Source organism: Barnesiella sp. ET7 (assembly GCF_024733785.1).
GTDB lineage: Bacteria > Bacteroidota > Bacteroidia > Bacteroidales > Barnesiellaceae > Barnesiella > Barnesiella merdigallinarum.
In genome coordinates, this window is sequence record NZ_JANRHM010000005.1 from 93,818 (window position 1) to 108,157 (window position 14,340).

10 protein-coding genes are annotated in these 14,340 nt (G+C 55.9%); 8 read left to right on the forward strand and 2 right to left on the reverse strand.

The window, feature by feature from the left end:
* The first annotated feature begins 71 nt into the window (after window positions 1-71).
* From NW211_RS04585 to NW211_RS04600, 4 genes are read left to right on the forward strand one after another with little or no spacing between them, the layout of a single operon-like run.
* Window positions 72-4,397: a CusA/CzcA family heavy metal efflux RND transporter gene (locus tag NW211_RS04585; protein ID WP_258327067.1), complete on the forward strand. Its 4,326-nt coding sequence runs from the start codon at window positions 72-74 to the stop codon at window positions 4,395-4,397.
* Window positions 4,398-4,447: 50 nt separating this feature from the next.
* Entirely contained in the window at window positions 4,448-5,371 is a 924-nt protein-coding gene (locus NW211_RS04590; protein WP_258327068.1) for an efflux RND transporter periplasmic adaptor subunit, read from the forward strand.
* 12 nt (window positions 5,372-5,383) lie between these two features.
* Window positions 5,384-6,427: a sensor histidine kinase gene (locus NW211_RS04595; protein WP_258327069.1), complete on the forward strand. Its 1,044-nt coding sequence runs from the start codon at window positions 5,384-5,386 to the stop codon at window positions 6,425-6,427.
* Window positions 6,424-7,176 carry a LytTR family DNA-binding domain-containing protein gene (locus NW211_RS04600; RefSeq protein WP_258327070.1) on the forward strand — a complete coding sequence of 251 codons (753 nt, stop codon included), beginning with the start codon at window positions 6,424-6,426 and terminating at the stop codon, window positions 7,174-7,176. The genes NW211_RS04595 and NW211_RS04600 overlap by 4 nt, the downstream gene beginning before the upstream one ends.
* Here the strand turns inward: NW211_RS04600 and tatC are convergent.
* Together tatC and NW211_RS04610 are read right to left on the reverse strand one after the other, a co-directional pair.
* Window positions 7,173-8,006 carry a twin-arginine translocase subunit TatC gene (tatC, locus tag NW211_RS04605; RefSeq protein WP_258327071.1) on the reverse strand — a complete coding sequence of 278 codons (834 nt, stop codon included), beginning with the start codon at window positions 8,004-8,006 and terminating at the stop codon, window positions 7,173-7,175. The genes NW211_RS04600 and tatC overlap by 4 nt on opposite strands.
* Before the next feature lie 97 nt (window positions 8,007-8,103).
* Window positions 8,104-8,349 (reverse strand): twin-arginine translocase TatA/TatE family subunit, encoded by a 246-nt coding sequence (locus NW211_RS04610; protein ID WP_258327072.1) that lies wholly within the window; start codon window positions 8,347-8,349, stop codon window positions 8,104-8,106.
* 340 nt (window positions 8,350-8,689) lie between these two features.
* Here NW211_RS04610 and fabD point away from each other — a divergent pair, with 340 nt between their 5' ends.
* From fabD to guaA, 4 genes are all read left to right on the forward strand, one after another.
* Window positions 8,690-9,577, forward strand: coding sequence for an ACP S-malonyltransferase (gene fabD, locus NW211_RS04615; protein WP_087408345.1), 888 nt, complete (start codon window positions 8,690-8,692; stop codon window positions 9,575-9,577).
* 190 nt (window positions 9,578-9,767) lie between these two features.
* Window positions 9,768-10,484: an MgtC/SapB family protein gene (locus tag NW211_RS04620; RefSeq protein WP_258327073.1), complete on the forward strand. Its 717-nt coding sequence runs from the start codon at window positions 9,768-9,770 to the stop codon at window positions 10,482-10,484.
* A 2-nt stretch (window positions 10,485-10,486) separates the two neighbouring features.
* On the forward strand, window positions 10,487-12,733 hold the full coding sequence (locus NW211_RS04625; RefSeq protein WP_258327074.1) for a cation:proton antiporter: 2,247 nt from the start codon (window positions 10,487-10,489) through the stop codon (window positions 12,731-12,733).
* A 12-nt stretch (window positions 12,734-12,745) separates the two neighbouring features.
* Window positions 12,746-14,269 (forward strand): glutamine-hydrolyzing GMP synthase, encoded by a 1,524-nt coding sequence (gene guaA, locus NW211_RS04630; protein WP_258327075.1) that lies wholly within the window; start codon window positions 12,746-12,748, stop codon window positions 14,267-14,269.
* Window positions 14,270-14,340: the final 71 nt, after the last annotated feature.

Sequence of the window (14,340 nt, forward strand, 5' to 3'; positions counted from 1 at the left end):
CGGCAAGTAGTCGGAGAAATAGGAGGGAGGTAGTAATTTTGTAACGATTATAAATTTAGTATCTATCACATATGTTTTCAAAGATCGTACACTTTTCAATCCGAAGGAAGCTGTTTGTGGCCCTGACCACCCTGTTGCTTCTGGCGGGCGGCATATACTCCATGTTGACGCTGCCCATCGATGCCGTGCCCGACATCACCAACAACCAGGTGCAGATTGTCACCGTGTCGCCCACGCTGGCCCCGCAAGAGGTGGAACAGCTCATTACTTTCCCCATCGAGATAGCCATGAGCAACGTGATGAATGTCGAGGAGATACGCTCGGTATCGCGTTTCGGACTGTCGCTTGTGACGGTGGTTTTCAAGGAGGATGTGCCCACGCTGGATGCCCGCCAGTTGGTCAACGAACAGATTCAGATGGTATCGGGCGAAATCCCGCCGGAACTGGGAACTCCCGAGCTGATGCCTATCACCACCGGTCTGGGCGAGATATACCAGTATGTGCTCAAGGTGGCGCCGGGCTATGAAGACCGCTACGATGCCATGGAGCTGCGTACCATCCAGGATTGGATTGTGAAACGTCAGCTTTCGGGTATCCCCGGCATTGTCGAAATCAACAGCTTCGGCGGCTATCTGAAGCAGTACGAGGTGGCTGTCGACCCCGACGCTCTCTATTCGCTCAACATCACGATAGGCGAGGTGTTCGAGGCTTTGAGCCGGAACAACCAGAATACGGGCGGCAGCTATATCGAAAAGATAAACCGCGCCTACTACATACGCTCCGAGGGTATGATCAAAGACCTGCACGACGTGGAGCAGATTGTGGTGACCAACCGGGGCGGTATCCCCATACACATCGGCGATATAGGCCGTGTACAGTTCGGCGCTCCCAAACGCTTCGGTGCCATGACCAAGGATGGCGAGGGCGAGTGTGTGGGCGGTATCGCCATGATGCTCAAGGGTGCCAATGCCAACGTGGTGACCAAGGAGCTGGAGAAACGGGTGGCCAAGGTGCAGCAGATGTTGCCCGAGGGAGTGTCGGTCGAGCCCTATCTGAACCGTTCGGAGCTGGTGAACCGGAATATTTCGACCGTGATTCGCAACCTGGTCGAGGGTGCCATCATCGTATTTCTGGTGCTGATTATCTTCCTGGGCAATGTACGGGCCGGGTTGATTGTCGCATCGGTTATCCCGCTGGCCATGCTCTTTGCCTTTATCCTGATGCGCATCTTCAACGTCTCGGCCAACCTGATGAGCCTCGGTGCCATCGACTTCGGTATTGTGGTCGACGGGTCCATCGTCATTCTGGAGGGTATCCTGGCCCACCTCTACGGGCGGCAGTTGCGCGGTCGCACGCTGTCGCGTGAAGAGATGAACGACGAGGTCGAGAAGGGGGCCGGCCGTGTAGCCCGCAGCGCTACTTTTGCCGTGCTCATTATCCTGATTGTATTCTTCCCCATACTTACCCTGAGCGGCATCGAGGGCAAATACTTTACGCCGATGGCCAAGACGCTCGTCTTCTGTATTATCGGCGCCCTTATCCTGTCGCTCACCTATGTGCCCATGATGGCGTCGCTCTGCCTGAAACGGACGATGACTGTGAAGCGGACCTTTGCCGACCGCTTCTTCGACTGGTTGAACCGCCTCTATCGACGCACGCTCCGCTTCAGCCAGGCCCATGTGTGGGGCACGGTGGCCGCCGCCTTCGTGGCTTTGGTGCTGTCGTTGCTGCTCTTCACCCGGTTGGGTGCCGAGTTTATCCCGGCGCTCGACGAGGGCGATTTCGCCATGCAGATGACCCTCCCGGCCGGTAGCTCGCTGAGCCGGAGTATCGAGGTTTCGCTCGAGGCCGAGAAACGGCTCAAGGAGCGTTTCCCCGAAATCAAGCACGTAGTGGCCAAAATAGGTACGGCCGAGGTGCCTACCGACCCGATGGCCGTTGAGGATGCCGACGTGATGATTGTGATGAAACCTTTCAGCGAATGGACGTCGGCCTCGAGCCGGGCCGAGATGGTGGAGAAGATGAAGCAGTGCCTCGACTCGATCGACGGTGCCGAGTTCAACTTCAGCCAGCCTATTCAGCTGCGGTTCAACGAGCTGATGACCGGTGCCAAGGCCGATATTGCCATCAAGCTCTACGGCGAGGATATGGCCGAGCTGTACAGCAAGGCGCGCGAGGCGGCCCGCTATGTCGAGCAGGTGCCGGGTGCGGCCGACGTGCAGGTAGAGCAGGCCATGGGTCTGCCCCAGTTGCTCATTCACTTCGACCGGGCCAAGATTGCCCGCTACGGCATCGACATCGAAGAGCTGAATACCGTTATCCGCACCGCCTATGCGGGCGAGACGGCCGGGGTTGTCTTTGAGAACGAGCGCCGCTTCGACCTCGTGGTTCGCCTGGATAAGAACAAGGTGAGCGACCTGAACATCGACAAGCTCTTTGTCCGCACGAAAGACAACATACAGCTCCCCGTCAGCGAGGTGGCCAGCATCGAGCTGGAAAACGGCCCCCTGCAAATCAACCGCGACGCCACCAAGCGACGCGTGGTTATCGGTGTGAATGTGCGCGATGCCGATATTCAGCAGGTGGTGAACCAGATCAGAGAGTCGCTCGACAAGAACGTGAAACTCAAGCCCGGCTACTACTTCGAGTATGGCGGCCAGTTCGAGAACCTGCAAAATGCCATCAGCACCCTCACGGTGGTTATCCCCATCGCCCTGATGCTCATCTTGCTGTTGCTCTTCTTTGCCTTCCACAGCATCACCTATTCGCTGGTCGTATTCTCTACCGTGCCCCTCTCGCTCATCGGCGGTATCGTGGCCCTGTGGCTGCGCGGCCTCCCCTTCAGCATCTCGGCCGGTGTCGGGTTCATTGCCCTCTTCGGTGTGGCGGTGCTGAACGGTATCCTCATGATTAACCACTTCAACGACATACGCAAGCGTACCCGGTATCCCTTGACGACCAGCCGCATCATTGCCGAGGGCTGCCCGCACCTGTTGCGCCCGGTATTCCTTACCGGTCTGGTAGCTTCGCTGGGCTTCGTGCCGATGGCCATAGCCAAGTCGGCCGGTGCCGAGGTACAGCGCCCGTTGGCCACGGTAGTGATTGGTGGCTTGATTGTTTCGACCGCCCTGACGCTCATCATTATCCCCGCATTTTACCGTATCGTGAGCATCCTGGCCGCCAAACGGCTGCGCCGGAAGAGTCGCCGCTCTCTCCGTAAGGCTGCTTTGGGTCTGGCTTTGCTGATAGCCTTCGTGCCTGCCGCACAGGCCCAGCAGACCGTGACGATGGAGCAGGCCATCGAGATGGCCCAGAGCAACAACCCGCGGTTGAAGATGGCCGAGTCGGAAATCTCCCTGGCCCGCGTCACAAAGGGCGAAGCCTGGGACGGTGGCAGCACCTCGTTCAGCTACTCCTGGGGGCAACTGAACGGCGAGAGCAGCAAGGACAACGAGCTGTCGATCGAGCAGTCGCTCGGCTCGCTGCTCACCCCCTTCTACAAAAACGCCCTGGCCAATACGCAGATAAGCAAGGGCGAGAGCTACCGCGACATGGTGAAGAAAGAGATTACGGCCGAGGTGAAACGGGCATGGGCCTACTACCAGTATGCCTACCACGTCGACGCCCTCTATCGGGGGCAGAAGGAGCTGGCCGAGCAGTTGCGGAACAGCGGCGAGCAACGCTACCAGCAGGGCGACATCGACCTGGCCGAGCGCAACATGATTACGGCCCTGGCCACCGACCTGCACACCCGTTGGATGGAGGCTTCGGAAGAGTTGAACCTGGCCGAGCGCCGGTTTGCCTGGACCTGTTACAGCGACGAGGCCCTGTTGCCGGCCGATACCTCGCTGGCCGTGATGCAGATACAGACCGACGGCCTGTCGCTCTCGTCGCGTCATCTCGACTACTTCAGTGCCCAGGTACAGGAGAAGCGGGACATGCTGAAAATCGAGCGCAGCCGCTTCTTCCCCGAAATTTCGGTTGGTTATGTGCGCCAGAAGATAGCCCCCCTCTCGGGCCTGAACTCGTGGATGGTGGGCGTATCGTTCCCCATACTCTTCTTTCCGCAGCAAAGCCGGGCCAAGCAGGCCCGCATCAACCTGCAGATTGCCAACTGGCAGGCCGAGGACAATCGCCGCCAGCTCTCCAACCGGGTGAGCGAACTGCAGAACCAGTTGGTGCGCCAGCGCGAGCGTCTGCTCTACTACCAGCAGGCTGCCGTCAAGGAGGCCGAGGCCCTGCAAAACAGTGCCGTCAAGAAATTCCAGGAGAACGAAACCGACATTAGCGAATTTATCCAGAGCTTGAATGCCGCCCGCGAAATACGCCGGGGCTACATCGAAACGGTATATGCCTACAATATCACCGTGCTCGAGCTCGAACTCTATACCGAGTGAGCCGCCGGTTCACCCCCTTTAATTACCCAACCTCAAAAACTCAAAGAACAATGAATAACAGAATGAACCTGATGAAACAACGAATGATTTACGTGGCCCTTGCCTTGCTGGCCGTATCGTGTTCAAATTCGTCGACTCCGTCGGCCGGGTCGGCTGCTCCGGCCGACACCGTGGCACAAGCCTCGGGCGACAGTGCCCAGATCCCTAAGGTCGATGGCGTGAGCGGGGCCACCAACGTCTCCAATCCGCCGTCGTTCAACGGCATTATCGTGATGCCGCCGCAAAATCACGTCACCGTCACGCTGAGCATGGGCGGTTCGGTGCAGGATATTCGGGTCTTGCCCGGCAAGTATGTGAGCAAGGGCGAGGTGATTCTTACGCTGGCCAATCCGGCCTATATCGAGCTCCAGCAATCCTATCTCGATGCCGCTGCTCAGGCCGAATATCTCAAGAAGGAGTATGAGCGTCAGCAACGTCTGGTATCGGGCGAATCGGCTTCGCTCAAGCGTCTGCAACAGAGCAAGGCCGACTACCTGTCGATGAAGAGCCGCATGGAGGCGGCTGCCGCACAACTTGCCCTGCTGGGTACCGACACGGCGTCGCTGAACCGGAAAGGCATACGCACCTATCTGGAGGTACGCTCTCCGCGCAACGGCTATGTGACCAACATGGACATCAACGCCGGCAAGTATTTTGCTGCAGGTGAGCCTGTTTGCGACGTCATCGACAAGAACAACCCCATGTTGCAGCTGACGGCCTACGAAAAAGACCTGAACAAACTGCAGCCGGGTACCCGCTTCACCTTCAAGGTCAACGGCATGCCCGATACCACCTTCTCGGCCGAGCTTGTTTCGGTAGACCAGATGGTCGACAACGTCAACCGTTCCATCAAGGTCTATGCCCGCATTCTGCAACCCTACTCCAATTTCAGACCGGGAATGTATGTGGCTGCCACGATTACGGATAAAAAATGATAACTTTGGGGCATGAAGTTGTTTCACATCCATAAGCGATTCCTCCTGATGATGAATGCCATCTCCATTCTGGTGGCATTCCTCATGCACCTGCCCGAGCTGATTGCGCTCTCCGAGCCCGAGGCGGGCAGCCGCCTCTTCCCCGATGTGCATTGGGCCAACGTCAGTTACGAGATACTGTTTACCTATCTCTCTACCGTGCTGCTGTTCTTCCTGAATATCGGGATGATGAGGCTCAACAAGCCGGCGGCCGAGTTGAGCTGGCGGCGGGTGGCGGTGACCTTTGTCGTTACGCTGGTAGCCTGTAATCTGTTGGGCAAAGGTTTTGTTTATGCCCATGAACATTTCGGAGTCCCGGCCATCACGGCCATGTTGCATCACTACCTGCATCCGTTGCGCGACATACTCATTGCCTGTATCGTTACGGGCACCAGTTATTTGGACCACCAGAGTCGACGCAGCCAGCGCATGTTGCTCGAGAACGAACAGTTGCGCACCGAAAATCTCGTCAACCAGTACGAGGCCTTGAAGAGCCAGCTCAACCCGCACATGCTCTTCAACTCGCTCAACACGCTCTATTCGCTCATCCGGGAGTCGCCCGACAAGGCGCAGAACTATCTGCAGGAGCTCTCGCGAGTGATGCGCTACACGCTGCACGACAACCAGACGCACACCGTCACCCTGCGGGAGGAGATGGACTTCGTGCAGTCGTACATCTATCTGCTGCAGATGCGCTATGAGGATAACCTGCACTTCGACATCGACATTCCGCAAGTCTTGATGCAGCGTCAAGTGCCGCTGATGGCGGTGCAGATGCTGGTCGAAAATGCGGTGAAACACAACGAAATCAGCAACCGCAACCCGCTCACCATACGCATCGGTGCCGAGGGCGACGGACTGTGTGTGAGCAACCGCCTGCAACCCAAACTGACCGACAGCAGCAGTACCTGCATCGGGCTGGCCAACCTCTCCAAGCGCTACCGCTTGCTTTTCGGGCGCGACATCACCATCGAGGAGAGCGAGAAAAACTTTAAAGTAACTTTGCCGTTGATATGAAGACCTTGATTATAGAAGACGAAAAAGCGGCCCTGCGCAACCTGAAGGCGGCCATGAAAGAGGTCGATGCCGAGTTTGACATCGTAGGCGAGACCGACAGTGTGACCGGTGCGCTGGAGTGGTTTGCCGCTCATCCCATGCCCGAGCTGGTATTCATGGATATACACCTGGCCGACGGGTCGGCCTTCGGCATCTTCGAGCATATCGACATCACCTGTCCCATCATCTTTACCACCGCCTACGACGAGTATGCCTTGCAGGCTTTCCGGGTGAACAGCATCGCCTATTTGTTGAAACCCATCGGCAGCGGCGACCTGCAGAAGGCCATCGACAAACTGAAGATGCTGGGCGGCACCCCGCAACCGGCTGCCGACCTGCAGGCGGTGATGCGGGCCTTGAAGCGGGAGGAGAGTTACAAAACCCACTTCCTGGTCCCCGTCAAGGGCGACCGCTTCGTGCCCGTGAGTGTGGAGCAAATCAGCTATTTCTATATCGATGGCGGTTCGGTCAAGGCCGTGATGCAGTCGGGCGAGACATTCGACTTTCAGCAAACTCTCGACGAGTTGGCCGAACAGCTCAACCCCCGCCACTTTTTCAGGGCCAACCGGCAATACATCATTGCCCACAAGGCTGTTACCGGCGTGAGCCTCTGGTTTGGCGGGCGCATGGTGCTGCAACTCACACCCCCTACGACCGAGAAGGTCATCATCAGCAAGGCCCGTGTGCCAGCTTTCAGAGATTGGTTTTAAGCGGGAGAGTTCTCGTTGTCATCCTCCTCTTCCTCCTCTTTGGGGGTGGGTTTCACCACCCAGGCACTGATTTCGTAGAGAGCATAGAGCGGGATGAATACGACCGAAAGGGTGAAGGGATCGCTCGAGGGGGTGATAAAGGCGGCCAGAATGAGCAGAATGACGATGGCGTGGCGGCGGTAAGTCTTGAAGAATTGCCGCGAGATGAGTCCCATGTTCGAGAGCAGCCAGCAGAGGAGCGGCAACTCGAAGACCAACCCCATGACGAAGTTGAGCGTAAGGAAGTTGTTCATGTAAGAGTCGAGCGAAATCTGGTTGGGTACCATTTCGCTCACCTGATACTCGGCCAGGAACCGCAGGGTGAGGGGGAATACCAGAAAATAGCCGACGGCAATACCGATGAAAAACATGATGTTCCCGGCCAGGAAGGCACCCCGGGCGTGACGTTTCTCGCCCGCATAGAGTCCGGGACTGATGAAAGTCCACAGTTCATAGATGATGTAAGGAAAAGCCACCAGCAGGGCAAGCCACATGGAGGTGCTCATGTGAATAAAGAACTGCGAGGCCAGTTGTATGTTGATGAGTTTGACCTCGAACTGGTCGTTGCAAAAGTCGGGCAAAATAGCCATGTGCTGGTTGAGTGCGCAGAGCCATCGGTACAGAATGAAGTCGGAGTGGCAGGGAGCCAGAATAATGCTGTCGAAGATATAGGGCATGAGGGTGAAAAAGACGACAGCCAACACGACGATAGCTCCGACCGAACGCAAGATAACCTTACGCAGGTCTTCAACGTGTTCCCAAAAACTCATCTCTTTCAGTTCGTTGCTCATACAAATACAACAGTTCGGCCTGCAGTGTGAGAACCGCACGGCGACAAAGTTCGATTTTTACCGATGTGCCCGACGGGTAGTAGCAAAGCCGTCGTATTTATTTGTTTCCCTCCTTGGGCAGTTCTTTGGTCTTCTCTTTGCTGTCGGGGGCGGGAGTGGAGTTTATTTCGTCTTCGAGTTCGTTCATGCCCTTTTTGAAACTGCGCACGCCTTTGCCCAGACCGTGCATCAGTTCGGGAATCTTTTTACCGCCGAATAAAAGCAAAAATATAATCAGGATTATAATTATTTCGGTCGTTCCCAAGTTACCAAAAAGCAGCAATATTGCAGAGAGTGTATTCATTTTTGTATACCAGTTTAGTGTTTACGGAACAAAATAAGAAAGAATATTTGTATAATACAACAAATCCATATCAAAATTGATTAACACATCGGCTCACGAATAGGTTCGGTTGCAGAGGTAGATTTCGTTGGTGGTACAATCTGTCTCCCGGCACATGGCTGTTGTCGGGGTTAGGCGCGACGTAATTCTTTTGCATGGAGGTGGGGAGGATGTCTGTTTACGATTATTCTCCCGGTTAAAAAAGATATTGATTTGTAAAAGTTTGCTGTTACTGATAAAATGATTAACTTTGCAGCAATTTTGGAATAAGGAAAAATTTCCGTAATTAAAAACAATAGAAATGAAAGCATTTGTATTTCCCGGACAAGGGGCCCAATTCGTAGGCATGGGTAAAGACCTCTACGAGAACAACCCCGTAGCCAAAGAGATGTTCGATAAGGCCAACGAGATATTGGGATTCAATATCACCGACCTGATGTTTAACGGTACCGACGAGGACCTGCGTCAAACCAAGGTTACTCAGCCGGCCATCTTCCTGCACTCGGTCATTCTGGCCAAGACGATGGGCGACGCCTTCGACCCCGACATGGTTGCCGGTCACTCGCTGGGTGAGTTCTCGGCTCTGGTAGCTGCCGGTGCTCTCTCGTTTGAAGACGGTGTACGTCTGGTTTCGGCTCGTGCTCAGGCCATGCAGAAGGCTTGCGAAGCTCATCCCTCTACCATGGCAGCCATCATTGCCCTGCCGGATGCGAAAGTAGAAGAAATCTGCGCATCGGTAGCCGCCGAAGGCGAAGTTTGTGTAGCCGCCAACTACAACTGCCCGGGACAGATTGTGATTTCGGGTAGCATTGAAGGCATCAACAAGGCTTGCGAACTGATGAAAGCCGCCGGCGCCAAACGTGCCCTCCCGCTGAAAGTGGGTGGTGCCTTCCACTCGCCGCTGATGGAGCCCGCTCGTGCCGAATTGGCCGACGCTATCGCTCACACCAACTTCCACACGCCCAAGTGCCCCGTTTATCAAAACGTGAACGCTCAACCGCAGACCGACCCCGATGAGATCAAGAAGAACCTGATCGCTCAGTTGACCGCTCCCGTACGTTGGACGCAATCGGTTCAAAACATGATTGCTGCCGGTGCCGATACCTTCATCGAGGTAGGTCCCGGTGCCGTACTGCAAGGTTTGGTAAAGAAGATTTCGTCGGAAGTAACCACTTCGGGTGTACAGTAAACGACATATATCGAGATAAACGAGAGGCGATGACCCGCGGGGTTGTCGCCTCTTTTGTTTTTAGGGGTAGCGACTTTTTGGGGGTAGAATGAAACTCTTTATAAGGTATTGAAAAAATGGTTGAAAACTTGCTCTTCTACTTGCCTCTGCTCTCACCTTTTTCTATCTTTGTACAGTTAAAAAGTAAGATATGAATATCTTCGAAGATTTTCTGGCAACGATTTCAGACACAGAGGTGACAGCCACCTCGGCCGTATTCAAGCTGGCGCTGAGTCTGTTGCTGGGTGGTATCGTCGGTTTTGAGCGGAAGCGCAAGGGCCAGGTGGCCGGAGCCCGCACCTTTGCCCTGATTTCGATGGGGGCGACGCTGGCGATGATTGTGTCGATTTATATTCCACAAGTCTATTTGGGTTTGAAAAACGGCGACCCCGGCCGGGTGGCTGCGCAGGTGATTACGGGTGTGGGTTTCCTGGGTGCCGGTGCCATAATCCAGACCAAGGGTTCGGTGCGGGGATTGACTACCGCCGCGGGCATCTGGATGGTGGCCGCTCTGGGTCTGGCCGTGGGGGTAGGGCTCTACTGGGTTGCCGTCATCTCTACGGTGCTTATCCTGTTTACGCTGGTGAGCCTCGAGCAGTACGAGCGGCACGCCAAACTCGATTGGGAGGGGCGCATCATCCACCTGCGTGCTGGCGAGATTGTGGAAGATCTGGAACGCTATAAACAGTTGTTGGAGCAATATAATGTGGCGCTGCACAACGTGCTGGTCGAGTATGACTACGGGGGGCAGAAGACCGACCTGAAGTTTGTCGTGCTGGCCCGCTCGACAACCGACTTTATCACGCTCTTTGCCCGCATGCGCGCTCTCTATCGAACTGAATATATTTCTCTGCAAAACGAAATTTGATTATGGGAGGTTTGGATTCACTCATCACCGATTTGGCGCTTATCTTGATTGTAGCCGGGGTAGTGACCTTACTGTTCAAGAAACTGAAACAGCCCGTTGTCCTGGGTTACATCGTGGCCGGTTTTCTGGTGGGGCCCAATTTCGGATTTTTCCCGACGATTGTCGATGAGGCCGACATCAACCTGTGGGCCGAACTGGGTATTATCGTACTCTTGTTTTCGCTGGGGTTGGAGTTTAGTTTCAAGAAGTTGTTCCAGGTGGGTTCGTCGGCCGTGATTACGGCGTTGGTCGTGGTGGCGGGCATGATGCTCGTGGGCTACGGCGCCGGGCGGTTGCTGCACTTTACCTATCTCGACAGTGTATTTCTGGGCGCCATGCTCTCCATGTCGTCCACGACGATTATCATCAAGGCTTTCACCGATTTGAACCTTCGGAAGAAAGCCTTTGCCAATTTGGTATTCGGTGTGCTCATCGTCGAGGACTTGTTTGCCGTGGTGATGATGGTGATTCTCTCGTCGATTGCGGTGAAAAACTCTTTTGAGGGTGCCGAACTGATCGAGAGCATTGCCAAGCTGGTATTCTTCCTCATCATCTGGTTTGTCGTGGGAATAGCCGTGTTGCCGCTCTTTCTGAAGAAGGCTTGCCGGTTCCTGAACGACGAGACCCTGCTGATTGTTTCGATGGGCCTCTGTCTGGGTATGGTGGTACTGGCCACTTACGTAGGCTTTTCGTCGGCACTGGGTGCCTTCGTCATGGGCTCGATTCTGGCGGGGACCAACGAAGCCGAACGCATCGGCAAGGTGGTGGGCCCGGTCAAAGACCTCTTCGGCGCCATCTTTTTCGTGTCGGTGGGCATGCTTGTGAGTCCCGATGCCTTGAGCCAATATGCCCTGCCCATCTGCCTGCTGTCGCTGGTGGTTATCGTGGGGCAGGTATTCTTCGGCACGGTGGGTATGCTGGCCTCGGGCCAGTCGCTCAAAATCGCGATGCAGTCGGGTTTCAGCTTCTCGCAAATCGGCGAGTTTGCCTTTATCATCGCCTCGTTGGGTATGTCGTTGAATGTGATTGACAAGTTTCTTTACCCCATTGTGGTAGCCGTCTCGGTCATCACCACCTTCCTCACCCCCTACTGCATACGCTTGGCCGACCCGGCCTATGGGTGGGTAGAGCGTCATCTGCCCGAAAAATGGCTTACGGCCATCGATCGGTACAGTCAGAGCCGAACCGAAATCAAGCCCCACAAGGCGGTGTGGAAAGAGGCGCTTGCCCAATACCTGTGGCGGGTAGTGCTCTATTCGGCCATCATTGTGGCTATTATACTTATTTCGAAATCGTGGTTCATGCCTCTCATGCTCGATATTCTGCCCGACTGGGGACGGGCTATTGCCGCTGTGGTGACACTGGTTGCGATGTCGCCCTTCCTGTGGGCTCTCATGGTGAAAGAGGTAAACATGAGCCTTATCCGAAAACTGGGCGAGGGGCGGGCCAACCGGGTACCGCTCACGCTGATGATTGTCTTCCGCATCCTGCTGGCTCTCTTCTTCGTCATCTATTACCTCTCGAGCGTACACTCGCAACGCACCGGGGTACTGTTGGGGTTGGGTATCTTTATCGTGGTGCTCATCTTGCTGTCGAAGCGTATCCAGAAGCAGTTCATGCGCATCGAGACCATCTTTATGGACAACCTCAACGAGCGCGAGTTGCGCAAGACCGGCCGCAATACCAGCCTGGTGAGCGACATGCACCTGGCCTATATGGACGTGAATGCCGATTGTCCCTTTGCCGGTCGTCGGCTCATGGACTCGAACCTGCGCAAGGAGTATGGCGTGAACGTGGTGAGTATCCAGCGCGGAACGAAACGCATCAACATACCCAAGGGCGAGACCCGCATCTTCCCCGGCGACACCATCGGGGTAATCGGTACCGACGACCAGATACAGTCGTTGCTCGCCGTAGTCGAGGGCAGTGCCTCGACCGACGACGAAAGCGAAGCCAAGGAGGTGACCTTCACCCATGTGGTGGTGCCCGACGATTCGCCCCTGATCGGGCAGACCAGTTCGTCGCTCAACATCCGCAACCAGAACAACTGCCTCATTGTGGGCATCGAGCGGGCCGACGGTACCTTCCACCAGCCCGACGGTCAAATCCGTTTCGAGGCTCACGACGTCATCTGGCTGGCCGGCGAGCCCGACAACATCAAGCAACTGACACGCGAAAAGATTATGAACAACCATATACAACACACATAAAGACCTACGATTATGCAGGAAAAGATTATTATTCTCGATTTCGGATCCCAGTACACTCAGCTTATCGCCCGCCGCTTGCGGGAGCTGAATACCTACTGCGAAATCTTGCCCTACAACAAGTTCCCCTTTGGCGACGAGGGCATCAAGGGTGTGATTCTCTCGGGAAGTCCCTATTCGGTGAACGACCCTCAGGCACTCTTTGTGGATTTGAGCCGTATCCGCGGTGTCTATCCCGTGCTCGGCGTCTGCTACGGAGCGCAGTTCCTGGCCCACACCTCGGGCGGTAAGGTCGAGTCGGCCGATACCCGCGAATACGGGCGCGCCAATCTGGCCTGGCACGACGACAGCGACCCCCTCATGCACGGCATGCGCGAGAACTCTACGGTGTGGATGTCGCACGGCGACTCCATCACGGTCATCCCCCCGTCGTTCAAACTCGTGGCCAGCACCCACGAGGTGAAGACCGCCGCCTTCCACATCGAGGGCGAGCAGACCTGGGGCGTACAGTTCCACCCCGAGGTATACCACAGCGAAGACGGTACCCTGTTGCTCACCAACTTCGTGCGCGACATCTGCCACTGCAACATGGACTGGACTCCCGCCTCGTTCATCGAACACACGGTGGCCCAGTTGCAAGAGAAGCTGGGCAACGACAAGGTGGTGCTGGCCCTCTCGGGCGGTGTCGATTCGACCGTAGCCGCCGTACTGCTCAACAAGGCTATCGGCAGCCGCCTCACCTGTATCTTTGTCGACAACGGTCTGCTGCGCAAGAATGAGTTCGAAAGCGTGCTCGCCAACTACAAGGATATGGGGCTCAACGTGCTGGGCATCGATGCCAAGGAGTATTTCTACGAACAGCTCAAAGGGGTAACCGACCCCGAGAAGAAGCGCAAGATTATCGGCAAGGGCTTCATCGACATCTTTGACCGCGAGGCTCGCAAGCTCACCGACATCAAGTGGCTGGCTCAAGGTACCATCTACCCCGACGTGATCGAGTCGCTCTCGATTACCGGCATGACCATCAAGTCGCACCACAACGTGGGCGGTCTGCCCGAGAAGATGAACCTGAAGCTGGTAGAGCCCCTGCGCCTGCTCTTCAAGGACGAAGTTCGTCGCGTGGGCCGCGAGCTGGGCATCAGCAACAAGCTCATCGGGCGTCACCCCTTCCCTGGTCCCGGTCTGGGTGTGCGCATCCTGGGCGACATCACCCCCGAGAAGGTGCGCATTCTGCAAGATGCCGACCACATCTTCATCCAGGGGCTCATCGACAACGACCTCTACGACAAGGTATGGCAGGCCGGCGTGGTGCTGCTGCCGGTACAGTCGGTAGGCGTGATGGGCGACGAGCGCACCTACGAGCGTGCCGTGGCCCTGCGTGCCGTGCTCTCGACCGACGGCATGACGGCCGACTGGGCCCGTCTGCCCTACGAGTTCCTGGCCAAGGTGTCGAACGACATTATCAACAAGGTGCGTGGCGTGAACCGCGTAGTCTACGACATCAGCTCCAAACCGCCTTCGACCATCGAGTGGGAGTAAGATAGAGTAGGGTAACCGCTCCCACAGTAGTAGATATTACCTGAAATAAAAACGGGGCCGGCTCCAGTGAG

Excerpts from the sequence above, each read along its gene's own strand:
- NW211_RS04585 (WP_258327067.1), top strand. The coding sequence starts at position 72 with ATGTTTTCAAAGATCGTACACTTTTCAATCCGAAGGAAGCTGTTTGTG.
- NW211_RS04590 (WP_258327068.1), top strand. The coding sequence starts at position 4,448 with ATGAATAACAGAATGAACCTGATGAAACAACGAATGATTTACGTGGCC.
- NW211_RS04595 (WP_258327069.1), top strand. The coding sequence starts at position 5,384 with ATGAAGTTGTTTCACATCCATAAGCGATTCCTCCTGATGATGAATGCC.
- NW211_RS04600 (WP_258327070.1), top strand. The coding sequence starts at position 6,424 with ATGAAGACCTTGATTATAGAAGACGAAAAAGCGGCCCTGCGCAACCTG.
- tatC (WP_258327071.1), bottom strand. The coding sequence starts at position 8,006 with ATGAGCAACGAACTGAAAGAGATGAGTTTTTGGGAACACGTTGAAGAC.
- NW211_RS04610 (WP_258327072.1), bottom strand. The coding sequence starts at position 8,349 with ATGAATACACTCTCTGCAATATTGCTGCTTTTTGGTAACTTGGGAACG.
- fabD (WP_087408345.1), top strand. The coding sequence starts at position 8,690 with ATGAAAGCATTTGTATTTCCCGGACAAGGGGCCCAATTCGTAGGCATG.
- NW211_RS04620 (WP_258327073.1), top strand. The coding sequence starts at position 9,768 with ATGAATATCTTCGAAGATTTTCTGGCAACGATTTCAGACACAGAGGTG.
- NW211_RS04625 (WP_258327074.1), top strand. The coding sequence starts at position 10,487 with ATGGGAGGTTTGGATTCACTCATCACCGATTTGGCGCTTATCTTGATT.
- guaA (WP_258327075.1), top strand. The coding sequence starts at position 12,746 with ATGCAGGAAAAGATTATTATTCTCGATTTCGGATCCCAGTACACTCAG.